At 71.2% G+C, this 22,378-nt stretch carries 20 protein-coding genes and 1 other RNA gene; 15 read left to right on the plus strand and 6 right to left on the minus strand.

Translation table 11 applies throughout. The features are described 5' to 3' along the window. Position 1: 1 nt before the first annotated feature. Complete coding sequence (locus tag QSK36_RS06915) at positions 2 to 1,072, minus strand: DUF8094 domain-containing protein (protein ID WP_183534861.1); 1,071 nt, start codon at positions 1,070 to 1,072, stop codon at positions 2 to 4. Positions 1,073 to 1,155: 83 nt separating this feature from the next. Here QSK36_RS06915 and prfB point away from each other — a divergent pair, with 83 nt between their 5' ends. Then, complete coding sequence (gene prfB / locus QSK36_RS06920; protein WP_183534863.1) at positions 1,156 to 2,274, plus strand: peptide chain release factor 2; 1,119 nt, start codon at positions 1,156 to 1,158, stop codon at positions 2,272 to 2,274. Here prfB and QSK36_RS06925 read toward each other — a convergent pair. Beyond that, positions 2,268 to 2,456 carry a hypothetical protein gene (locus QSK36_RS06925; RefSeq protein WP_182898828.1) on the minus strand — a complete coding sequence of 63 codons (189 nt, stop codon included), beginning with the start codon at positions 2,454 to 2,456 and terminating at the stop codon, positions 2,268 to 2,270. The two genes, prfB and QSK36_RS06925, sit on opposite strands and share 7 nt — an antisense overlap. Before the next feature lie 179 nt (positions 2,457 to 2,635). Between QSK36_RS06925 and ftsE the strand changes: the two genes are divergently transcribed. The 8 genes from ftsE (at position 2,636) to QSK36_RS06965 (ending at position 8,915) form a co-directional block, all read left to right on the plus strand. Then, positions 2,636 to 3,325, plus strand: a complete 690-nt coding sequence (ftsE, locus tag QSK36_RS06930) for a cell division ATP-binding protein FtsE (RefSeq protein WP_079315626.1) — start codon at positions 2,636 to 2,638, stop codon at positions 3,323 to 3,325. A 14-nt stretch (positions 3,326 to 3,339) separates the two neighbouring features. After that, positions 3,340 to 4,239: a permease-like cell division protein FtsX gene (ftsX, locus tag QSK36_RS06935; RefSeq protein ID WP_182898829.1), complete on the plus strand. Its 900-nt coding sequence runs from the start codon at positions 3,340 to 3,342 to the stop codon at positions 4,237 to 4,239. Positions 4,240 to 4,296: 57 nt separating this feature from the next. Next, positions 4,297 to 4,779 carry an SsrA-binding protein SmpB gene (smpB, locus tag QSK36_RS06940; RefSeq protein ID WP_139573262.1) on the plus strand — a complete coding sequence of 161 codons (483 nt, stop codon included), beginning with the start codon at positions 4,297 to 4,299 and terminating at the stop codon, positions 4,777 to 4,779. 3 nt (positions 4,780 to 4,782) lie between these two features. After that, positions 4,783 to 6,690 carry a penicillin-binding transpeptidase domain-containing protein gene (locus QSK36_RS06945; RefSeq protein WP_182898830.1) on the plus strand — a complete coding sequence of 636 codons (1,908 nt, stop codon included), beginning with the start codon at positions 4,783 to 4,785 and terminating at the stop codon, positions 6,688 to 6,690. Between the two features lie 317 nt (positions 6,691 to 7,007). After that, positions 7,008 to 7,393: a transfer-messenger RNA gene (gene ssrA, locus QSK36_RS06950) on the plus strand. Between the two features lie 230 nt (positions 7,394 to 7,623). Next, positions 7,624 to 8,160, plus strand: coding sequence for a UTRA domain-containing protein (locus QSK36_RS06955; protein ID WP_225897819.1), 537 nt, complete (start codon positions 7,624 to 7,626; stop codon positions 8,158 to 8,160). 48 nt (positions 8,161 to 8,208) lie between these two features. Further along, positions 8,209 to 8,496 carry a prevent-host-death protein gene (locus QSK36_RS06960; RefSeq protein ID WP_183534866.1) on the plus strand — a complete coding sequence of 96 codons (288 nt, stop codon included), beginning with the start codon at positions 8,209 to 8,211 and terminating at the stop codon, positions 8,494 to 8,496. A 14-nt stretch (positions 8,497 to 8,510) separates the two neighbouring features. Continuing rightward, a complete protein-coding gene (locus tag QSK36_RS06965; protein ID WP_260615627.1) occupies positions 8,511 to 8,915 on the plus strand; it encodes a type II toxin-antitoxin system VapC family toxin in 405 nt (134 codons plus the stop codon). Between the two features lie 58 nt (positions 8,916 to 8,973). Here QSK36_RS06965 and QSK36_RS06970 read toward each other — a convergent pair whose 3' ends face one another. Continuing rightward, positions 8,974 to 10,017: an adenosine deaminase gene (locus QSK36_RS06970; RefSeq protein ID WP_285781727.1), complete on the minus strand. Its 1,044-nt coding sequence runs from the start codon at positions 10,015 to 10,017 to the stop codon at positions 8,974 to 8,976. A gap of 78 nt (positions 10,018 to 10,095) precedes the next feature. Then, positions 10,096 to 11,178 carry a S1C family serine protease gene (locus QSK36_RS06975; RefSeq protein WP_285781728.1) on the minus strand — a complete coding sequence of 361 codons (1,083 nt, stop codon included), beginning with the start codon at positions 11,176 to 11,178 and terminating at the stop codon, positions 10,096 to 10,098. Between the two features lie 201 nt (positions 11,179 to 11,379). Between QSK36_RS06975 and QSK36_RS06980 the strand changes: the two genes are divergently transcribed. Then, on the plus strand, positions 11,380 to 13,587 hold the full coding sequence (locus tag QSK36_RS06980; protein WP_285781854.1) for an acyl-CoA dehydrogenase family protein: 2,208 nt from the start codon (positions 11,380 to 11,382) through the stop codon (positions 13,585 to 13,587). Positions 13,588 to 13,691: 104 nt separating this feature from the next. Here QSK36_RS06980 and QSK36_RS06985 read toward each other — a convergent pair whose 3' ends face one another. Next, positions 13,692 to 16,490 (minus strand): ATP-binding protein, encoded by a 2,799-nt coding sequence (locus tag QSK36_RS06985; protein WP_285781729.1) that lies wholly within the window; start codon positions 16,488 to 16,490, stop codon positions 13,692 to 13,694. A 96-nt stretch (positions 16,491 to 16,586) separates the two neighbouring features. Here QSK36_RS06985 and QSK36_RS06990 point away from each other — a divergent pair, with 96 nt between their 5' ends. The 3 genes from QSK36_RS06990 to QSK36_RS07000 all read left to right on the plus strand — a co-directional run bounded on the left by QSK36_RS06990 (position 16,587) and on the right by QSK36_RS07000 (position 19,492). Further along, a complete protein-coding gene (locus QSK36_RS06990) occupies positions 16,587 to 17,834 on the plus strand; it encodes a M24 family metallopeptidase (RefSeq protein WP_183534872.1) in 1,248 nt (415 codons plus the stop codon). Beyond that, positions 17,831 to 18,427, plus strand: a complete 597-nt coding sequence (locus QSK36_RS06995) for a hypothetical protein (RefSeq protein WP_285781730.1) — start codon at positions 17,831 to 17,833, stop codon at positions 18,425 to 18,427. Before QSK36_RS06990 ends, QSK36_RS06995 begins: the two co-directional genes overlap by 4 nt. Before the next feature lie 69 nt (positions 18,428 to 18,496). Then, a complete protein-coding gene (locus tag QSK36_RS07000) occupies positions 18,497 to 19,492 on the plus strand; it encodes an MBL fold metallo-hydrolase (RefSeq protein ID WP_285781731.1) in 996 nt (331 codons plus the stop codon). A 52-nt stretch (positions 19,493 to 19,544) separates the two neighbouring features. On the opposite strand, the gene QSK36_RS07005 is transcribed toward QSK36_RS07000, so the two are convergent. Then, on the minus strand, positions 19,545 to 20,006 hold the full coding sequence (locus QSK36_RS07005; RefSeq protein ID WP_285781732.1) for a hypothetical protein: 462 nt from the start codon (positions 20,004 to 20,006) through the stop codon (positions 19,545 to 19,547). A gap of 273 nt (positions 20,007 to 20,279) precedes the next feature. Here QSK36_RS07005 and QSK36_RS07010 point away from each other — a divergent pair, with 273 nt between their 5' ends. Both QSK36_RS07010 and QSK36_RS07015 read left to right on the plus strand, forming a co-directional pair. Continuing rightward, a complete protein-coding gene (locus QSK36_RS07010; RefSeq protein ID WP_285781733.1) occupies positions 20,280 to 21,956 on the plus strand; it encodes an MmpA family trehalose lipid delivery protein in 1,677 nt (558 codons plus the stop codon). Positions 21,957 to 22,090: 134 nt separating this feature from the next. Then, complete coding sequence (locus tag QSK36_RS07015; RefSeq protein ID WP_256862666.1) at positions 22,091 to 22,222, plus strand: hypothetical protein; 132 nt, start codon at positions 22,091 to 22,093, stop codon at positions 22,220 to 22,222. Positions 22,223 to 22,378: the final 156 nt, after the last annotated feature.

The raw sequence follows: 22,378 nt of genomic DNA on the forward strand, positions 1-22,378 counted from the left end.
ATCAGCGGTTCGAGCCGCCGGTGACGATGCCCTCGTAGCCGACGACGTGCGCGGGCGCGGTGGACGCCTTGGGCGGCACCGCGCTCACGTACTGCTGGGTCTCGACGATCTGCCGCTTCTGCCGGATGAACAGGTCCTTGGTGTGGCTCAGCAGCCAGCGGGCCGCCGCGGGGAGCGTCACCGGGCGCCCCTCGCCGCACTTGAGCCCCTGGGGATTGGGGGTCCACGAGGACGTGCGGATCAGCGTGTACAGCATCATCGCGCCGCCGTCACGCGTGCGCAGCGCGAAGATCGGGTAGTTGGGGGCCGAGGCGAAGATCGACTCGTAGTTCATGCAGTCGTCGGCCTTCGCCGTCTCCTTGGTCTTGCTGATCTCGTCGTAGAAGCCCGTCGTCTGCGGGCCGGGGGCGATCAGCCCGGAGGCGTAGCCCTTGGGGCCCTCCTCGGCGACCGTGGCGTGCAGCGGGCCCATCAGATTGGGGCTGATGGCCACCGAGGCGTCGCGCGACTCCAGCGCCGTGGCGTACCCGTCCGCGTCGAGGGCGACCGAGGGCGGTTTCTCGCCGGGGTAGAGCAGGGACGCGAAGCTGTTGAGCCACCGCTCGTCCCGGCCCTGCCGTACGAACGTGAACACGCCCGTGCGGACCTCGCCGGACGCGTCGCGCCGCCTGGCGGTGGCCGCGAACCAGACGGTCGAGCGGCCGCTCTGCCGGGGCACGAGCACCGTACGGCGATCCCAGGTGTAGCGGGCGGGCTTGCCCTCCTGCGAGTGGATGTCGGCGATCGTGATGGGCCGCTGGCCGTCCTGGGTGAGCAGGAGCTCCCACCGGTCGGCCCCGGCCAGCCGCAGCACGTCGTCGGTGTCGAGGAACGCGTCGAGCGCCCGGGACGCCTCCTCAAGCGTCACCGCGGGGGGGCTGGGCGACGGCGACGGGCTGTCGGCGGGACTCGGCAGGGCGGAGGTGGCGGCCGCCGGGCTGGCCGTCGGCCGGGCGGGCTCCCCGCCGGAGCAGGCGACGGCCGTACAGGTGACGAGGGCAAGAGCCAGCGCACTCCGAACGACCCCGTTCACGCCAGCCTCCCCATGCAATCGATCCACATGGTACCGACGTGTGCTGCCTGACCGGGTCTCCGATTCGCGTACCCTTTACAGACGTGGCAGTCATCGATCCAGCCGAAGAGATCAACGAGCTTAGCGGCACGCTGAAGGGCATTCAGGACGTGCTCGACCTCGACGCCCTGCGCAAGCAGATCGCCGAGTTGGAGGACCAGGCTGCCGCGCCCGACCTGTGGAACGACCCCGATCAGGCGCAGCGCGTCACCAGCCGGCTCTCCCACCTGCAGGCCGAGGTCAACCGGGTGGACGGCCTGGGCCGTCGCCTGGAGGACCTGCCGGTCCTGTTCGAGCTGGCGTCCGAGGAGGGCGACGAGGACGCGCTGGCCGAGGCGGAAAGGGAGCTCGCCGCGCTCAGGTCCGAGGTCGGCGCGCTCGAGGTCCGCACGCTCCTGTCGGGCGAGTACGACGCCCGCGAGGCCCTGGTGACCATCAACGCGCAGGCGGGCGGCGTCGACGCGGCCGACTGGGCCCAGATGCTGCTGCGCATGTACCTGCGGTGGGCCGAGCGCAAGGGCTACCCGGCGGAGGTCTACGAGACCTCCTACGCCGAGGAGGCCGGCATCAAGTCCGCCACCTTCGCCGTGAAGGCCCCCTACGCGTACGGCACGCTCAGGGGCGAGCACGGCACCCACCGGCTGGTACGGATCAGCCCGTTCGACAACCAGGGCCGCCGGCAGACCTCGTTCGCGGGCGTGGACGTGGTGCCCGTGGTCGAGCAGACCGACCACATCGACATCAACGAGGACGACCTGCGCATCGACGTCTACCGGTCGTCCGGGCCGGGCGGCCAGGGCGTGAACACGACCGACTCGGCCGTGCGGATCACCCACCTCCCGACCGGGATCGTGGTCTCCTGCCAGAACGAGCGGTCGCAGCTGCAGAACCGCGCGACGGCGATGGCCGTCCTCCAGGCCAAGCTGCTGGAGCGCAAGCGCCAGGAGGAGGCCGCGGCGATGAACGAGCTGCGCGGCGAGACGACGACGTCATGGGGCACGCAGATCCGCAACTACGTGCTGCACCCCTACCAGATCGTCAAGGACCTGCGTACGGGTGTGGAGGCGGGCAACCCCACCGCCGTGCTGGACGGCGACCTCGACGAGTTCATCGAGGGCGAGATCCGCTGGACGCGCCGCCAGGAGTCCGGTGACGGTCAGTAACCGCTGACGTGCGTGAGCGCGACAAGCGCCACGACCAGTAGCACGACAAGCGCGATGACCAGGGGCGACAGCCCCATGAATCCGTGGTGGTGAACCTTGGCGCGGCCCTCACGGCAGACGGGGCAGCGCCCCTCCACCACGGGGCCCGCGCACGCGGCGCAGATCAGATGTTCGCAGCTCATAGCAGCTTTACCGCCCCATCGCCCAAGGGCTAATCGTTTTGTTTCCGTTATGGACGTTCCATGCCAGTGTTACCCCTAGACTGGCCTCTGGCCAAACGGAACGTCGATCCAGAGCAAAGTGACCGGCGACCCCCGTACCGGCCGTCCCACCCCCTAGACTGGCTAGCCGTGATGCGCCCGTGATCCATTTCGATAATGTCACCAAGGTCTACGCGAACCAAAACCGGCCCGCCCTCGACCACGTGAGCGTGGATGTCGACAAGGGCGAGTTCGTGTTCCTGGTCGGTCCGTCAGGGTCGGGGAAGTCCACCTTCCTCCGGTTAGTCCTGAAGGAGGAGCGGCCCAACAGCGGCTCCATCCACGTGGCCGGCAAGGACCTGTCGAAGCTGTCCAACTTCAAGGTGCCGCACCTGCGCCGCCGCATCGGCTGCGTGTTCCAGGACTTCCGGCTGCTGCCGAACAAGAACGTCTACGAGAACGTGGCGTTCGCCCTGGAGGTCATCGGCAAGCCGCGCCGCTTCATCCGCAAGGTCGTGCCCGAGGTCATCGAGCTCGTCGGCCTCGAGGGCAAGGCGCACCGCATGCCGGAGGAGCTGTCCGGTGGCGAGCAGCAGCGGGTCGCCATGGCCCGCGCGTTCGTCAACCGGCCGATGATTCTGCTCGCCGACGAGCCCACGGGAAACATCGACCCCGCCACGAGCATCGGCATCATGAAGGTGCTCGACCGAATCAACAGGACCGGCACGACCGTCCTCATGGCGACACACGACGCCGCGATCGTCGACTCCATGCGCAAGCGCGTGGTCGAGCTCGAGGACGGCAAGATCGTCCGCGACCAGTCGCGCGGCGTGTACGGCCAGGCGTATTAGGAGTAACTGGGACCATGCGGGCCAACTTCATCTTCTCCGAGGTCTGGATCGGCCTTCGGCGCAACCTCACGATGACCATCGCGGTGATCGTGACAGTGGCGGTCGGCATGGCGCTGCTCGGCGTCGGACTGATGATCAACTCCCAGGTCTCGAAGCTGACCGGCTTCTGGAGCGACAAGGTCGAGCTGTCGGTCTACCTGTGCACCAAGGGCTCTCCCTTCGAACCCTGTAAGAACCGGGGCGCGGTCACCCAGGAGGAGAAGGGCACCCTGGAGCAGACGATCAAGGCGCTCCCGGACGTCGAGCGGGTGCAGTTCGAGAACCAGGCCCAGGCGTTCAAGAACTTCCAGAGCACCGAGAGCAACACGCTGCTGCTTTCGGTGACCAAGCCCGAGGACATGCCGGAGTCGTTCCGGGTCAAGTTGAAGGACCCGGAGAAGGCGGCGGCCGTCGCGAGCAGCCTCAAGGGGCAGCCCGGCGTCTCCAACGTCGTCAACGAGCGCGACCTGCTCCAGTCGGTCTTCGGCTTCATGGACACGCTGCGCAACGTGGCGCTCGGCATCGCGATCCTCATGGTGATCGCGGCCACCCTGCTGATCGGCAACACGGTCCGGCTGTCGGCGTACAACCGCCGAAGGGAGACCGGCATCATGCGGCTGGTCGGCGCCTCCAACATCTACATCCAGCTTCCGTTCGTGCTGGAGGGCCTGATCGCCGGCCTCATCGGCGGCGTCCTGTCCGGTGTGATCCTGATCATCGTCAAGGTCTTCATCTTCGAGTCGATCCAGACCTACATGGCCGCGCCCCTCGGCTGGGACACGGTCGCCGGCGTGATCACCGGCACCATGGCCGTCGGCGTGCTGATCTGTGTGCTCGCCTCGTTCGTCACCCTGCGCCGCTACCTGCGGGTGTGATCCCGCACCGGCCGCGCAGCTCGTTTCCGCCCTTCGCGGCGACGGTAGGCTCCCCTTATGCCACGTGAGACCGGGCGCAAGCTGATCGCCCAGAACAAGCGTGCCAGGCACGACTTCTTCATCGAGGACACCTACGAGGCCGGGCTCGTCCTGACCGGCACCGAGGTCAAGTCCCTGCGGGCGGGAAAGGCCAACCTGACCGACGGCTACGCCTCGGTCGAGGGCGGCGAGGTCTGGCTGATCAACGTGTACATCCCTGAGTACAGCCAGGGCACCTGGACCAACCACGCCGCCCGGCGCACGCGCAAGCTGCTGCTGAACCGCAAGGAGATCGGCAAGCTCGACGCGACGCTGAAGGAGAAGGGCCTCACGCTGATCCCGCTGTCGATGTACTTCAAGGACGGCCGGGCGAAGATCGAGATCGGTATCGCCCGAGGCAAGAAGGACTACGACAAGCGGCAGACGCTCATGGAGAAGCAGGCCGGCCGGGAGATGGCGCGGGCCATGTCGAACGCGGTCCGCCGCCGGGGGGGCCGTTAGGCCGTGTCCTTCCGATCATTCGGGGTCGTCCGGGCGAGAGCCGTACGGGCCGCGCTTGCGCTGGGGCTGACCGCGCCCCTGCTGACCGGCTGCTTCGAGGAGCCGTCGCCGCACGAGGCGGTGCGCGACTTCCTCGTCGGCTGGCAGACGGGGGACTACGCGGCCGCCGCGCGGCGGGCCGACGGCGATCAGGCGGCGGTGCGCAAGGCGCTTGAGGACGCCCGGCTGCAACTGGACGCCGCCTCGATCCGCTTCTCCCTGCGCGGCATCAGCCAGGACGGCGACGCCGCGCAGGCCGGCTACCACGCCGAGGTGGACCTCGGCGAGAACAACCCCCTCTGGCAGTACGACGGGAACCTGCCCCTGCACCTGGTCGGCAGCCAGTGGAAGGTGCGGTGGTCGCCGAGCGTCGTCCACCCCGACCTGCATCCCGGGCAGCGGCTCGCGGTCGCCACCGTCCCCAAGGGCCGCAGGCCGGTCCTCGACCGGAACGGCAGCCCGTTGCAGGACGAGACCGTCCTGCACGTCGCCGGGGTCTACCCCGCCAAGGTCAAGGACCCCGGCCGGCTCTGCGACCAGCTGTCGAAGGTCACCGGCTTCGCCCAGGACCGCCTGCTGAGCCGCATCCTGTCGTCGCCCCCGCAGGACTTCGTCCCCCTCGCGACGTTCGGGCGGACGAAGTTCGCCCAGATCAGATCCAAGCTGGAGGCCATCCAAGGTCTGGAGTTCCAGATCGACAACCCGCCGGTCGCCCCCAAGTCGCCCACCCAGATCGTCGGGGTGGTCACGGCCATCACCCCGGAGGCGGAGCAGCGGCTCGGCGGGCCGCAGCGGGCCGGCGACACGCTCGGCCGGGACGGCCTGCAGAAGGCCTACCAGGACCAGCTCACCGGCTCGACCGAGACCCGGGTCGTCATCCTCGACAACGCCACCGGGCGACTGGTCAAGGAGCTCAAGGCGTGGCCGGGGCGGGAGAACTCGTCGGTCCAGACCACGATCGACAGCCGCCTGCAGAGCGTGGGGGACGCCGCGGTGGCGGGGCCCCGCCCGGCCGCGCTCGTCGCGGTGCAGGCATCCACCGGCCAGTTGCTGGCCGTCTCCACCAACCAGTTGCACCAGGAGAAGGACGCACTGGCCGGCAAGTTCGCGGCCGGCACCGCCTTCTCGGTCGTCGCCGCGGAAGGACTGCTCCAGTCGGGCCTCGACCCGAAGCAGAAGGTGCCGTGCAGCGCCGATCGCACCGTGGGCGGAGCCCGATTCCAGCAGCCCGGCGTCGACGGCGTGATGACGCCCACCTTCCAGACCGACTTCGCGCAGGGCTGCGTGACCGCCCTGGCGTCGCTGGCGCGGCGGATCAGCGGGCAGCGGCTGTCCGCCAGCGCGAGCCAGTTCGGCATCGGCGGCGACTGGAAGCTGCCGCTGAAGACGTTCAGCGGATCGATGGACGCCCCCGACGGCGACGCCGCCATCGCGAAGATCATGGCCGGGCAGGGCGCCCGCGTGAGCCCGCTGGCGATGGCCCTCGTCGCCGCGGCCGTCAAGTCCGGCACGTGGCGGCCGCCGGTGCTGGTGACCTCGCCCGTCGCTCCCGACCCGGCGGCCGGGGACGGCGTCACGCAGGCCGCCGCGCAGCCCGTGACGCTCGATCCCGCGATCATCGCGAAGCTGCGCACGCTCATGCGGGCCGGTGTGACGTCCGGCGCGGCCTCCGCCGCCTCCGCCCCCGGCGACCCCGTGTACGGCGTGGCCGCCGAGGTCACGCAGACGGAGAAGAAGGAGCGCACCAAGCTCTCGTGGTTCGTGGGCTGGCAGGGGGACGTCGCGGTCGCCGTGCTCGCGCAGAGCGGCGATACGGCGGCCGCTTCGGCGATCGCCGGAAGCTTCTTCCGCGACGCCCAGCCCCAGACCTGAAAAATGCTCGGAGGCGAGCAACCATCAGGGCGGCGACCGGCGTCTTTCTAGGTGACTGGGACCCGCTTGGGGGGTTGCGGGCCCAGTCGCCGTGATGAGGACAGGGCTCCATCTCGGGGGGAGCCCTGCCCGTCCGGACCGGCTCGACCCTGCCGGTCGGCCCCCGGGGGCGCGCGCCAGAGGCCGCGTTCCCGGGGGCTTCGGCGTCTCACCGGCCCACCGGCCCACCGGGGGGAAGGAATTCGAGTCGCGTCGCCGGTGTTGTCATGAGTAAGCTTGTGATGCCAGGCCCTCGGGTCTGGATTGACAACTGCACAGGGGGTGACCGGTTTCGACTTCGGCATTGCAAGTCAGGGGAAGCGGGTCGGGGACTGCGGACATAACCCCGTCAACACTGTGACCGCAAACAAATAAGTGCCAATAAGAAGAGCACTGAGGTGAGCCAGGCTTCCCTGGCTCTCGCCGCCTAAGCAGCGAGAAACCTCTGTCAGCCCGGGAGTGCCTTCGGCCCGGAACTGACATCGCTAGAAGGCTCAACCGTCCGGCCCGGTCACGGGACCGTACGGGAAACCAAACAGTGACTGGGCCCGTCGGCGACTCGCCTGTGAGATTGCCGGGGCCGAGAAAAGCGTAACAGGCTGCACCCGGAGAAGCCCTGTCTTGGTGTTGAAGGACGCGGGTTCGATTCCCGCCACCTCCACATCTCCGCGGAAGGGCGGGGAGGAAGCGAACGCTTCCTCCCCGCCCTTCCGCTGTTTTCCGAGGTCACCGCGGTCCGACAGGCCGTGGCGATGCATCTGGGCAGGAAGCCATGGATCGGCGTCCGTGATCCCCGTCACCCCGTGGAGCCCAGCTCCGGCGTGGCTCTCAGGTATGACGAGTACTGTCGGGGACGGTACGAGGGAGGGGTCTGCCGTGGGGGAGCCGGGAATCATGGTGCGGCGATCGTTGCCGTCGGAGCCTGCCGTACGGGGATCGGCCTCGTTGTTCCTGACGGAGGCGGAGCGGCAGGGGGTGCGGGCCGGGCGCAGGATGCTGTACGTCGGCCCGGAGCCCGCGTCCGAGCATGTGGCCGCCGGGCTGCGGGTCGAGCCGGGCACGCCGGTGCTGGCCCGGCGCAAGCTGCTGCTCGCCGGTGACGTGCCGGTGCGGGTCGCCACGAGCTTCCTGCGGCTCGACCTCTTCGCGGACACGCCGCTGTGCGAGCCGGGCTTCCTCGCGCCGAGCCTGCAGGCGCGCATCGAGGAGCTGGGCCACCGGTTCGGGCGGGCGGAGGAGCACCTGGTCGCCCGGCCGCCCGGGGGCGACGAGGCGGCCACGCTCGAAGTAGACCCCGGCGAGTGGGTGGTCCAGATCGTGCGGGCCTCCTACTCGGCCGACGATTTGCCGATTCACGTGCTGGAGACGGTCTGCGCCGCCTCCCGGCACGTCTTCGACATCGTTCAGGTGAGCGGCGCCGACGAGTTCTGACCGACATGTACTGTGGTACGGCGTAGTACGGGTCGTTAGGATGGGAAGATGAGCGCCAGACCCAGACCTGTCGATGTCAGTGTGCGGCAGTTCGTCAGCGACTCCGGCAGCATCACCCGGGGGCTGCGGCAGGGACAGCAGTATGTGTTGACGATCAACGGTGAACCGCTTGCCGAGGTCATCCCGATCAAGCGCCGCCGGGCCGTTCCAACCGCAGAGGTGCTGGCCGTTTTCGCTACCGCGCCTGTTCTCGATCCCGACGAGCTCCGCGCCGACCTGGACGCCGTGATCGATCAGGAGTTGCCCGCCGATCCGCTCGAGGGGACCGGCCTGTGAGACATGCGGAAGGTGTGCTCGACACCAACATCGTGGCCGTGCTGTCCCTGTTCGATGCCGCCGAACTCCCGGAAGCGTCCCTGATCACCGCTGTGACGCTTGGCGAGTTGTCGGACGCGCCGCATGCCACCGCTGACCCGATCAAGCGTGCTCGGAGGATAGCCGTCCTGCAGCATGTCGAGGCCACTTTCGACGCGCTGCCCTACGACGCAGAGGCAGCCCGGATATATGGCCAGATATGCGCTGCCGTTCGTATCTCCGGTCGGCAGCCACGCGGCAGGGTGGCTGACTTGATGATCGCCGCGATCGCCGCCAGTAACGAGCTGCCTCTCTACACCGCCAATCCGAAGGACTTCGCCGGCCTCGACGGCATGGTGGAAGTCGTGGCCGTCTCGCGGCCTCCGGGCGCGACGGCCTGACCCACCCCTGAGGGGCGAAGACGGTCTGCGTTGCCTCCCGGCACGTCTTCGACATCGTTCAGGTGAGCGGCGCCGACGAGTTCTGAGCGACGTAGGCGTCGATCTCCGCGAGCAGGGCCGACGTGCCCTCCGCGCCGAGGAAGGACGCCTTCACCGCGGCGCGGGCCAGGTCGGCGACGCCCTTCTCGTCGAGGGAGAGCAGTTCGGCCGCCACGGCGTACTCCCGGTTCAGGTCGGTGCCGAACATCGGCGGGTCGTCGGTGTTCACCGTGATCGGCACCCCGGCCGCGACCAGCGCGGGCAGCGGGTGCTCGGCCAGGCTGGGCACGGCCCGCGTGCACACGTTCGAGGTGGGGCAGACCTCCAGCGTGATCTCGTGCTCGGCCAGGTGCTCCAGCAGCGCCGGGTCCTCCACGCTGTGGATGCCGTGCGCGATCCGCTCCGCGCCGAGCTCGCGTACGGCGTCCCAGACGCACTGCGCGCCGGTCACCTCGCCGGCGTGCGGCACCGAGTGGAGCCCGGCGGCGCGGGCCGCGGCGAAGTGCGGGGCGAACAGCGACCGGGGCACCCCGTGCTCCCCGCCGCCGAGCCCGAGGCTGACGAGCCCGTCCGGCCGCTGGTCGAGCGCGAGGGAGAGCGTCTGATCGGCGGCCGGGACACCGAAGTCGCCGGGGATGTCGAAGCACCAGCGCAGGACGGTGCCGTAGTCCGCCTCGACCCTGTGACGGGCGTCCTCGATCACCTCGCAGAACTCCTGCGGGGCGAAGCCCCGCACCAGATGGGGCTGCGGCGTGATGGTGAGCTCGGCGTACCGCACCTGCTGGGCGGCCATGTCGCGGCCCACGCCGTGGATCAGCGTCCACAGGTCGTCGGGCGTCCTCACCAGGTCCACGACCTGCAGGTAGACCTGCAGGAAGTGCGGGAAATCGCGGAAGTCGTAGAACGCCTCGACCAGCGCGGGATCGGCGGGCACGGGCGTGAATCCTTCGTGCCGCGCGGCGAGTTCGGCGACGATGCGCGGAGACGCCGCGCCCACGTGGTGCACGTGCAGTTCGGCCTTGGGCAGCCCGGCGATGAACCGGCTGAGTTCCGGGGAGATCACGGACCGACCGTAACAACCAGGTAGGAGCCCCCTCCAAGAGAATTCGCGGTATCTCACACCACTTTGTCAGGATCGGGCTCATCCCCCGGCTGGCAGCTCGCTGAGCACGACGGTGACCGTGCTCCTGGTGCCGTCCGGTTGCCTCAGCTCGACCCGGGCCTTGTCGCCCGGCTTCAGCGTCACCAGGACCTGCGACAGGGCGCTGGCGGTGGGCGTGGGCGTGCCGTTGACCTTCACGATCACGTCGCCGGGGCGGATGCCCGCCTTGTCCGCGCCGCCGCCGGGGGACACCGAGCCGACGGCCACGCCGATCGGGTTGCCGTCCGCGTCGACCGCCGTGCCGACCCGTACGCCGAGGGCCGCCCGATGGCTGTTGACGACCCGCCCGTACTGGATGATCTGCCGGGCGATGTCGGTCGCGGTGTCGCTCGGGATCGCGAAGCCGAGGCCGGGCGCGGCGCCCAGGTTGGGGTCGACGGCGGCCAGTGTCGGGATGCCGATGACCTGGCCGGACAGGTCCACCAGTGCGCCGCCGCTGTTGCCGGGGTTGATGGGCGCGGAGGTTTGGACGGCGTTGGCGATGGTCGCGGCCCCGCCGCCGGCGTGCCTTTCGCCCGTCACGGTGCGGCCCAGGGCCGACACGATGCCCTGGGTCACGCTGCCGGAGAAGCCGAGCGGGTTGCCCATCGCGAGCACGATCTGCCCGACCTTGAGGTTCGCCGAGCGGCCGAAGGTCGCGGGGGTCAGCCCGTTCTTGTTCTCGACCTGGATGATCGCCAGGTCGCCGGGGGGATAGGAGCTCACCAGCCTGGCCTTCCTCGGCTTGCCGCCGGTCGCCAGCGTGACCTGGAACTCCTTGGCGGCGCCCACGACGTGGGCGTTCGTCAGGATGTGGCCGTCGGTGTCGTAGACGATGCCCGAGCCCAGCGCCTGTCCTGTGGTGATCTGCACGATCGACGGAAGGACCCTCTTGATGACCTGCTCGTAGGCCGTCTCGAGCTCGATAGGGCGGGTCGGGACGGGCGCGGCCGTCCCCGTCTTCGGGGGCGTCGCCGGAGGGGAGGTCTGGCCCGGGGCGGTTCCCGGCGCGCATCCCCCCGCGACCAGCGCGGCCACGGCCGGGGCGGCGACCGTACGGAGGACCTTCCGTGAGAGCTGCATAGCCCCCTGTCTACCTGCGGGAACGGTCGCCGCAAGGCGGCACGCCGGACCCGGCGCAGGTCATGACGGGTGCCCGGGACAGCCGATACCCGGGCGCTCCGAGTACCCGCGCTCCGAGTAATCCGAGCGCACGGCCACGGCCTAGCCAGCGAATATTCCTCTAGAATATGGTTCTACAAGGACCTAGTGCTGGAGGATCTAATGGCGATCGGGCTGAGCGAGGAGCACGAGGCGCTTCGCGAGTCGGTGACCGGATGGGCCGAGCGGGCCGTGCCCGCCGACGTCGTGCGAGGCACGGTGGGTGTCCTCGCCGATCCGGGAACGGAGGAGCGCCCGGCCTTCTGGCCCGCTCTCGCCGGACAGGGGCTGCTCGGGCTGCACGTCCCGGAGGAGTTCGGCGGCTCCGGCTACGGCCTCCTGGAGGCGGCCGTGGCGATCGAGGCGCTGTCGGAGCGGGTGGCGCCCGGTCCGATGGTGCCGACCGTCCTCGCCAGCGCCGCGATCCTCGCCTCCGAGGGCAAGGCGCAGGCCGAGCTGCTGCCCGGGCTCGCGGACGGATCGCTGACCGGCGCGGTGGCGCTCGGCGGCGAGATCACCGGTGTCCGCGACGGCGACGTCCTGACGATCAGCGGCGCGGCCGGGTTCGTCCTCGGCGCGACGGTCGCCGACGTGCTGGTCCTGCCGGTGGCGACGGACGGCGGCGAGGAGTGGGTGGCCGTCGACGCCGCCCAGGCGACGGTCACCGCGGTCAAGTCGCTCGACCTCACCCGCGGCGTGGCCAAGGTCGAGCTGGACGGCGTAGGGGTGCCCGCCGAGCGGGTGCTGACCGGCCTGACCGGCGCCGAGGTGCGCAACATCGCCGCGATCGTCCTCGGCGCGGACGCGGCCGGGGTGGCCGCCTGGTGCGTGTCCGCCGCCGCCGACTACGCGAAGGTCCGGGTGCAGTTCGGCCGCCCGATCGGCCAGTTCCAGGGCATCAAGCACAAGATCTCGCGGATGCTCGTGGCGCTGGAGCAGGCCCGGGCCACGGTCTGGGACGCCACCCGGGCGGAGGGCGCCGAGCGCGACTACGCCGCCGCGATCGCCGCCGTCATGGCGCCCGACGCGGCCGTGCAGTGCGCCAAGGACGCGATCCAGACGTTCGGCGGCATCGGTTACACCTTCGAGCACGACGCCCACCTGTACTACCGCCGGGCGCTGACCGTCCGCGCGCTGCTCGGCTCCTCCTCCGAGTGGTCAGACCGGGTGGCCGCGCTCGCGCTCCAGGGCGTCGCCCGGGAGATGGAGATCGACCTGCCGGAGGAGTCGGAGCCGCTGCGCGAGTCCATCCGGGCGGAGCTCGCCGAGATAGCCGCCCTGGAGGGCGTCGAGCAGAAGCGTGCCCTGGCCAAGGCGGGCTTCGTCATGCCGCACCTGCCCAAGCCCTGGGGCCGCGCGGCCTCCCCGCTGGAGCAGGTGCTCATCCACCAGGAGGTCAGGGCGGCCAAGATCAAGCCGCCGCAGATGATCATCGGTGCGTGGGTGGTGCCGTCGGTGGTCACGTACGGCACGCCGGAGCAGCAGGAGCGGTTCCTGCCGCCGACGCTGAGCGGCGAGCTGATCTGGTGCCAGCTCTTCTCCGAGCCGGGGGCAGGCTCCGACCTCGCGTCGCTGCAGATGAAGGCGGAGAAGGTCGAGGGCGGCTGGAAGCTCAACGGCCAGAAGATCTGGACGTCGGTGGCGCACGTCGCCGAGTGGGCCATCTGCATCGCCCGGTCCGACACCTCCAAGCCGAAGCACGACGGCATCACCTACTTCCTGGTGGACATGAAGGGGCCCGGCGTCACCGTGCGGCCGCTGACCGAGATGACCGGGGAGAACCTGTTCAACGAGGTGTTCCTCGACGACGTCTTCGTGCCGGACGAGCTGGTCGTCGGCGAGGTCGACGAGGGCTGGCGGGTCGCCAGGAACACGCTGTCGAACGAGCGGGTCTCGCTGTCGTCCGGCTCGGGCGGCACCGGCGCCTCGGCGCCCGACCTGCTCGGCCTGACCGGCCGGCTGGGCCGCGAGCTCACCGCCGCCGAGCGGCAGGACCTGGCCCGCGTGGTCTGCGAGGCGCACTCGATCAACGCGCTGTCGCTGCGGGTGACCCTCAAGCAGCTCGCCGGCAGCGAGCCGGGCGCCGACGCGTCGGTGCGCAAGCTGCTGTCCACCGCGCACGCGCAGCACGTCTCCGAGGTGGCGGTCTCGCTGCTGGGCCCGGCCGCCGTCACCGCCGCCGACTGGAAGCTCGGCGACGCCGGCTACTGGAACCGCGCCGTGCTCGCCACCCGCGCGATGACGATCTACGGCGGCACCACGGAGGTGCAGCTCAACATCATCGCCGAGCGCATGCTCGGCCTGCCCCGCGACCCGGAGCCGGGCAAGTAGCTCCGGCCGCGGCAGGTCGCGCGGGCCCCTCGGGCGCCCGCGCGACCTGCCGCCGGCGCGGACGTACGCGCGGGCGGCGCGACAGCCGTGGGCGCGGGCCGGGGTCAGCCGCCGACGTGGCGCGGGCTCGTCCCAGGGACGGGATCGCCGAGGTCGAGCCGGCCCAGTTCGGTTCTTGAGGCGACGCCGAGCTTGGGAAAGGCCTTGTGCAGGTGATAGCCCACCGTACGCGGGCTCAGGAAGAGCCGGGCGCCGATGTCACGGTTCGTGGCGCCCCGCGCGGCCAGGCGGACGATCTGCAGCTCCTGCGGGGTCAACAGGCCGGCCACGCCCACCGCGCGGACGTCGCTGGACACCTCTCCTGTGGCACGCAGCTCGGCTCGGGCACGCGTGGCCCAAGGGCCGGCGCCGGCGCGTTCGAACATGTCCAGCGCCTGTCTGAGGTGGATTCTGGCGTCGGCCTTGCGCCGGTTTCTGCGCAGCCATTCTCCGAACAGGAGTCTGGTGCGGGCCTCCTCGAACGGCCGCCCTCCGTTGAGGTGCAGGCTGACGGCCTGGACGTAGTCGCTCTCCGTCTCCTCGTCCCGCGCGGCGGTCAGCGCTTTACAGCGCAGGGCGACGGCGCGCGCCCAGGGCTGCCCGGTGGCGGTGGCCCATTCGTCGAACCTCGCGAGCGGTGCCCTGGCCCGTTCGGGCTGCTCGCACCGGACCGCCGCCTCCACCAGGTCCGGCACGAACAAGGTGGTCGTGAGCTGGTGGCGGACGGTGCCGGTGATACCCGTCTCCAGATGGTCCAGTGCGGCCTGCGCCCTGCCCTGTCCGAGGGCGAGCAGGCTCTGCGCCCAGACCGCCCAGGCCAGGCTCGACACGTTGCCGTGGCCGATGGCGTGGGCGCGAACGCGGCTCGTGAGATGTTCGCAGGTCCGGTCGTCGCCGGAGACCGCGGCGAGCCACGCGAGCACACCCTGCAGGTGGTCGACGCGGTGGTGCTGCCCGGTGTCCTCGGCGATGCGCACGGCTTCGGTGGCCGACGCCTTCGCGTCCTGGAACCGGCCCAGGTAGAGCTGGCTGCTGGCGAGGTTCTGCAGCGCGTGCGGCAGCCAGCCGATCATCGCCTGGGCCCGGCAGTCGTCGGCCAGGCCGGCGGACAGGTCCAGGGACGTCTCGTCGTCGCCCACCATGAAGGCCATCGACGCGATGATGAGCCGTTCTCCGGGGCCTGCCGGCTGGGATCGCCTGGCGTCGGCGAGTGCCGCGTGGATGGGCACCAGCCCGCGTGCGGGGTCGCCCGCCAGCAGGGCGGCCAGGCCGGTCATCGCGGCGATGACCGGGTGGAGGGGATGCCCGGCCGGCAGCTCCAGGGCGTGGAGGCGGTCGACGGCCTGCCCGGCCAGTTCGGGCGCGCCGGCGAACCAGGCGTCGCGTACGGCTTCCACCAGCATGGACGCGGCCATGGCCGGGTCCGCGGCTGCGATGGGGGCGGCGGCCGTCATGAGGATGCCGTGCGCGACCCGCGGTGAGCCCTGCTCGAACTCGACGGCGGCGCGGACTCCCGCGAGCTTGGCCTGCTCGCGCGGATCGTCGGTGAGCAGGGCCGCCCGGTCGGCCAGCGCGCGGGACCGCAGGAGCTGACCGGCGTCCATCGCCGCCTCGGCGGAGCTGATGAGCCGGCGCACCCGCTCGCGCGGGTTCGGGGACAGCTGCGCCGCGCGCTGGTAGGCCGCGGTCGTGGCGGCGTGGCCGCTTCTGCGCCTGGCCCGCTCGGCCGCGTGCTCCAGCTCGGCGGCGACGGCTTCGTCGGGTTCGGTGCACGCGGCGGCGAGATGCCAGGCCCGCGCGTCGGCGTACCGGCCGCCGTCGGCGGCTCCCTCAAGCGCGGCGGCCAGTGCCCGGTGCGCGGCCACGCGCCTGGTGAACGGCGCTCCCTGGTAGGCGGCGGCCCTGATCAACGGGTGGCGGAAGGCGAGCTCCCCGTCGACGCGGATGAGCCCGGCACGCTCACCCGGTTCGGCCGCGTCGGCGCCGACGCCCAGCCGCCGCGCGGCCGCGAGGATGACGGTGAGGTCGCCGGTGCTCTCCGCGGCCGCCACGAGCAGCAGGGTCCGGGCGGGTTCGGGCAGGGCGTGGATCTGCGTCTGGAAGGCCTCCTGCATCCGTCCGGTGAGCGGGAGCGGGCCGAGGTGGTGGGCGAGCGGATCGACGTGGCCGGCCCGCTGTTCGGGCGTGAGCGCCGCGGGAAGCTCGATGAGCGCGAGCGGGTTCCCCTCGCTCTCGGCGAGGATGCGGTCCCTGACGTGCGGCGCCAGCGTGCCGGTGGTCTCACTCAGCAGCGTGGCCGCGTCCGCCGGGCCGAGGCCGCCGAGCCTCATCTCGGGCAGGCCGGTCGGCCCGAATCCGTGGCTGCCGTCGCGGATGGACAGGATCAGCGCCACCCCTTCCGCCTCCAGCCGCCGCGCGGCGAAGAGCAGAGCGTCGGCCGAGGATCGATCCAGCCACTGGGCGTCGTCGACCAGGCACAGCAGGGGCCCGTCGCCGGCGAGCTCGGACAGCAGGGTCAGCGCGCCGAGACCGACCAGGAAGCGGTCGGTCGCGGTGGATGCGGCCAGCCCCAGGGCTCCTCTGAGGGCGTCCGCCTGCGGGACCGGCAGCCGGTCGAGCCGGTCGAGCCCGGAACGCAGCAACAGGTGGAGTGCGGCGAACGCCAGCTCGGTCTCGCTCTCGATGCCCACCCCGCGCAAGGTCCGCATCCGTGTGGCGGAGGCATTGCGTGCCGCGTGGTCGAGTAGCGCCGACTTGCCGATCCCCGCCGGTCCGCGAACCACCAGAGCGCCGCTTCGGCCGTCCCTGGCCTCGGCCAGCAAGTGATCGATGCGATCGGTTTCGGCGCTACGCCCGTACAGCACGGGACGATCCTATTGAGGACGTGACGTATGTCCGCTTCGGCATGACCGGTCACGTGACAGATTACGGGCGGGCGCCGCCGCCCTAGCGTCGTCGGCATGGATCTCCCGACGTTCTCCCCGGCGGAACGGGACCGGCGCTGGGATCTCGCCCGCGAGCTCATGGACGCCGAGGGCGTCGACGCGCTCGTCGTCTACGGCGGGCGCGGGAGCGGCGGGCCGGCGGAGTGGGCGCCCGACGTGTTCTTCACCAACGACTGTCCCGGCGCGATCGTCGTCTTCCCCCGGGTCGGCGAGCCCATCGCGCTTGTCCGGTCTCCCGCGCGCATCGGTGACCACCTCGCGGCGAGCGCGCGCGGCGACGCGGTGTGGATAAGGCCGGAGAACATGCTGGTCGCCGGGCACGCGTACGGCGTGGCGGAGGTGCTGCGCGCACACGGGCTCGACAGGTCGCCGATCGGCGTGCTCGGCCTGGAGGCCTGCGCGCCTTCCCACACCGACCCGCCCATGCCGTACACGTTGTGGTCGTCGGTGCTCCAGCAGCTTCCCCAGCTGACCTTCAGGTCGGTGGAGCGCGGTTTCGTCACACGAACCCTGCCCCAGTCCGCCGAGGAACTCGCGGTCGTCGGCCATGCCGCCGCCGTCGGAGAGGCCATGGCGCAAGCCATGCTGCGGGCGGTGCGACCCGGCGTCAGCGAGGCGTCGGTGTACGCGGCGGGCGTGGCCGAGTGCCTGCGGCAGGGCGCCACGGCTCCGGGCATGTCGATCACCTCGGGGAGGGAGCCCGTCTCCTGCGGCCCGCCCGCCTGGTCCTACCGGCCGCAGAGGCCGCGCGTGATCGAGGACGGTGACCTGGTCCTGGCCGAGATCTCCTGCTCGTACGGCATGCGCGAGACCCGGCAACGGGTCGCCGTCGCGGTTGGCGGCATCCATCCCGAGCTGGAGGCGGCGGCGCGGAGCGCCCGCGCCTCCTACGAGGCGGGGCTGGCGGTCCTGCGCCCCGGGCGCACGTTCGGCGAGGTCGTGACCGCGATGACGCGGCCGCTGGAGGAGACGGGCGGCCGGCACCCGCACCCCCTCGTGCACGCCCTCAATCCTCGCGCGGCGGTCGGCGGGTCCGGGGCCAGACTCGGCGTGTTGCCGGAGACCGCGCGCTACGGGCTGCTCGCCGAGCAGCCCACCATCGGCTCCGATCTGCCCCTCGTTCCGGGAATGACCTTCGCTCTCACGCCCACCTGCGCCTACGGCCGCCGGTCGGCCGGCCTCGGCGGCACCGTCGTGGTCGGCGAGGACGGGCCGATCGAGCTCAACAGCATCACAACCCACCTCATGAGGAGCACTGGATGACCCGCCACCGTTCCACCGTCGCCGCCGGCCTCGTGGCCGTCGCCCTGATCGCCCTGTTCGCCTACCTGTCACCGGGGCTGGCGCTCTGGCTGACCTTCATCCCGGCGATGGTGATCGCCTACGGCTGCCACCTCGCGACCACCGACCGCAGGCTCCCCGACCCCTCCCGGGTGCTGCCGATCTACCTCATCGGCCTGGCCTGGCAGTTCCTCCACTTCGGGGAGGAGTTCATGAACGGGTTCAACTGGCGCTGGCCCACCGAGGTCTTCGGCGCGCACGCCATGTCCCTGTCCCTGTTCGTCTGGATCAACATGATCTCCTACGCGGCCTTCGCGCTGGGCGCGCTCGCGATCTACCGGGGCTGGCGGGTGCCGATGCTCATCGCCTGGTTCTTCGCCGTCATGGGCGCGATGGGCAACGCGATCGGCCACCCCATCTACGACCTGGTCTCCGGTGACCTCGCCTTCCCCGGCATCGTCACCTCGCTCGGTTACTGGGTCATCGGCCCGATCCTCGTGTACCGCCTGTGGACCTCCGCTCGCCCGCACGCGGACGTCGCCCCCGGCGCCCGCCCGGTCGCCGCCTCCGTCTGATCGCCGGGTACGCCGCCGCCCTCTCGACGGCGGCGTCCTCACCCGCAACCTGAACCGAAGGGAATCGTCATGTCCATCTCTCGTATTCCGGAGCGCGAGATCGCCGAGCGGCCCACGGGCTACGGAGGTCCGAACCTGTCGCCGGTGGGTCTCGAACTGGTGCCGCACGAGTTCACGCCCGGCGTGTGGGCGCTCATGGCCAACCTGCCGCCGAAGGACAACAACGGCGTGATCACGGGGCGGGACGCCGCACTGGTGGTCGACGCCGGGATCACTCCCGGCGTCTCGGACAAGATCCAGGCCGTCGTCGCCCGTCTCACCGACCGGCCGCTCCGCTACCTGGTCAACACGACGTACCACGGCGACCACACCTTCGGCAACGCCGCGTTCCCCCGGGAGGTCGTGATCGTCTCGTCCGGGGCGAACAAGGCGAACATGACCGACCTGGCGTACGAGAAGCAGACCCGCTCGGCCAACATGTACGGCGACGTCGCACTGCTCGACGAGGTCACCGTGTGGCGCACGCCGGACCTGACGTTCGACTCCTTCGCCGAGATCGACCTGGGCGGACGCGTCGTCCAGCTGCATCACTTCGGCCCGGGCAACGGCCCGGGAGACACGATCGTGTACGTCCCCGACGCCCGCACCGCCTGGACCGGCAACTTCCTGTGCCACGCCGGCATCGCCCACATGCTGCTCCAGGGCGGCCCCGAACCGTATCTGGGCTCGCTGCGCAGGATGCGCGAGGCCCTGCCCGATCTGGAGACCATCGTCTCCGGGCACGGCCCGATGGGAGACGGGCCCGCGGCCGTGGACGCTCTCGTCGGCTACCTCGAACGGCTCCATGCCGAGGTTGAGGCGAGTGTGAAGGCGGGCCGCAGTCTGGAGGAGACGTTCGCGGCCTGCACCGATCCCTGGGCGGAGCGCCTCGATCCCCGGCTGTCGGCCGCCCTCGCGCTTTATCCGGTGCCAGGGGAACTCGCCCAGCAGGGCATGCTCACCCTCTGCCGTGATCTGCACCGGCTCAACGTCCTGGCCACCTACCGCCTTTACGAGGACCAGTGAGGACCCGCCGAGTACGGCGGCGCCCACACTGACACCTGGAACCGGAAGGTCGTTACCCGACCTTCCGGTAGGCGTACCTCCAGCTGCCGCAGGAGGTGACCGTGCGGGTGCCCGTGTCCCAGTAGCAGACCCTGACCCGGATGCTGTCGGGAATGTCCTCCTCCCACGCCTTGATCGTGAAGGGGGTGAAGCCGGCCGGGCCGCACTTCTTGATCGTGGGCTCCCAGAGCTCGCCGTCGGTGTCGATCCTCATGTGCAGGTAGCCGCACAGCCGGGCGGGGGAGTTCCGGTCGTACAGCCGTGCCTCGAAGTTGAAGCTGTCGTTGTCCTCGTTATCCCACACCCGGCCGCGTGCCATCGCACGGCCGTTGCCGTAGTAGCCGGAGTAGACGGGCCCCCAGTCGGCGGACAGGTCGTCCGCCGCGTGGGCCGTCGAGGTGAAGGCGGGCAGGCCGCACGCGACGATCGCGGAGGCGGCGGCGAGACCGAGCAGGTGGCGGATCGAGCGGTGCATCTGGCTCTCCCAGGGGTCGTGCCGAGCTTCGGTGACCCAAGTCATACGCCCGGCCGCTTGCAGTCGCCCTGATCTCCGCTTGCCCGTCCCCCGTCGAGGGCGCACTTGTGCCCCTCCCGCCGATCTTTGCCCCGTCGCGTCGCCCAGAGCGGCACCTCGCTGCGTTGTCGCTCGTAGCTCCGCTACGAGCTCCTCCTCCGCCTTGCGATCCACCACTCCGGACACCGCTCCGTCCGGGCAAACCTTGTCGGTCCCGGCACTAGCCTGTACGGCATGCCGCCGCCCTTCCGGTTCGTACGGCTTGGCCTGGTGTGGGGTGGTCCCGCCCTCCGGCCGCGTGCCGTGCTCGCGCGGTTCGGGCCGGCTGTGCTGGGGCTGGCGTTCGGGGTGCTGGCGCTCGGGCCCGCCCTCGGGCCGGGGTTCGTCCTGCGCTACGACATGGTGTTCGTCCCGGACCCGCCGCTGCGCCTCGGCGAAGGCTTCCCCCGGGCGGTGCCGAGCGACCAGGTCGTGGCGCTGCTGTCGGCCGTGATCCCGGCCGAGATCGTGCAGAAGGCGATCCTGCTCGGGCTGTTCGTGCTGGCCGCCTCGGGGGCCGCGGCTCTCGCGCGCGACGCCCTGCCGGGAGGCGGGATCGTGCCCCGGCTGGCCGCGGCGGCGTTCTACGCCTGGAACGCCTACCTGGCCCAGCGCCTGCTCATCGGGCAGTGGGCGCTGCTGCTCGGATATGCCGGGCTGCCCTGGGCCGTGCGCGCCGCGGCGCGCGGCGGGGCCCTGCGGCTCGCGGCGGCCCTCCTGCCCGCCGCCGTGGGCGGGTTCCAGGCCATGCTCGTCAGCGCCCTGACCGTGCTCCCTGTGGCCGCGTCGCGCGGTAGGGGTGGGGGAGGCGGCGGGGGAGGACGGACGCGGGCGGTGCTGTCGTCGGTGCTGTCGTCGGTGTTGCCGTCACTGGGCGTCCTCGCCGTGCTCAGCCTGCCGTGGCTCGTCCCGGCGCTCGTTTCGGTGCTCGGGGCGGGCGCCGCGGCCGATCCCGCCGGGGTGGCCGCCTTCGCGCCCCGGGCGGACGGGCCGTTCGGGACGCTCGGCAGCCTGCTCACCCTCGGCGGCATCTGGAACTCCCACGCCACCGTGCCCGGGCAGGACACGCCCGCGCTCGCCGCCGTCCGCCTCGCCCTCACCCTCGTCGCGGTCGCCGGGTTCGTACGGCTCGGGTTCGTGCGGCTCGGGTTCGCACGGCGGCCCGCGTGGTGGCCCGGCCTCGCCGCGGCGGCGTGCGCCGGTGTCCTGATCGCGTGCGCCGGGGCGTTCGCGCCGGGCGTGCCGCGCGCCCTGATCGGCTGGTGGGCCGGGTTCGGCCCGCTGCGCGACGGCCAGGTGTACGTCGCGCCGTTCGCGCCGGCGCAGGCCGTGGGGGTCGCGGTGGCGGTGGCGGCCCTCCGCGCCGCCATGCCGGCGCCGGTCGCGGCGGCCGCGGTGGCGGTGCCGGTGCTGGCCCTGCCGACGTTCGCGCTGGGCGCGTTCGGCAGGCTCGGGACGGCCGAGTATCCCGAGGAGTGGCGCCGCGTCCAGGCCGTCGTCAACGGGGATCCCGCCCCCGGCGCGCTGCTGTCGCTGCCCTGGAGCGCCTACCGGGCGTTCCCCTGGAACGGCGGCCGGGTGGTCCTCGACCCCGCCACCAAGATGTTCTCCCGGCCGGTGGTGTGGAACGACGCGCTCGTCGTCGGCACGGGCGGCGGGAGCCGGATCCGGGTGGCCGCAGAGAGCCCCCGCGCGCGGCGGATCGGCGCGCTGCTGGCCGGGCCGGCGGCGGTGCCCCTCACTGGGGCGCTCAAGCGGGAGGGGGTGCGGTATGTGCTCGCCGGAGGAGTTGACGAGAACACGTTCTTGTCCCGATTGCCGGGGGCGACCCCCGTCTACAGGGGCCCGGAACTACTGCTGGTGCGCCTGTGATCAGCCAAGATCCGCGACTCGCGGCATACTGGACGGTAAGTCTTTTTATCACGGTTTGACCAAGGCTATGGTGTAGGAGCTGTATCACGTTCTAATCTCGGCGCACCGCGCGTTTCGACGAGGAGGAAGCATCCGTGTTGAAGGTGCTGGCTGCTCTCGCGGTCGGGGCCGTGCTCGCCGGCGTCGCCTCCGTGGCGGTCGTCAACGTGGCCGCGCCCACCGCTGAGCCGCCCAACAAGCCGCTCTACAACTACGGCGACAGGTGAGCGCACCAGACCTGACACCCGTTCCATAAGGACTCCCTCGAAAAGGACTCCCCGCGAAGGCCCAGTTCGTCAGGGGCGTGGTTTCGCCATGCCCTCATGCGTCCGTGCCCCGATTCGCCGCACCGCCCACCCGCCGCGCCCCGGGACCACCTGTAC

The organism is Microbispora sp. NBRC 16548 (assembly GCF_030268985.1).
Classification (GTDB): domain Bacteria; phylum Actinomycetota; class Actinomycetes; order Streptosporangiales; family Streptosporangiaceae; genus Microbispora; species Microbispora catharanthi.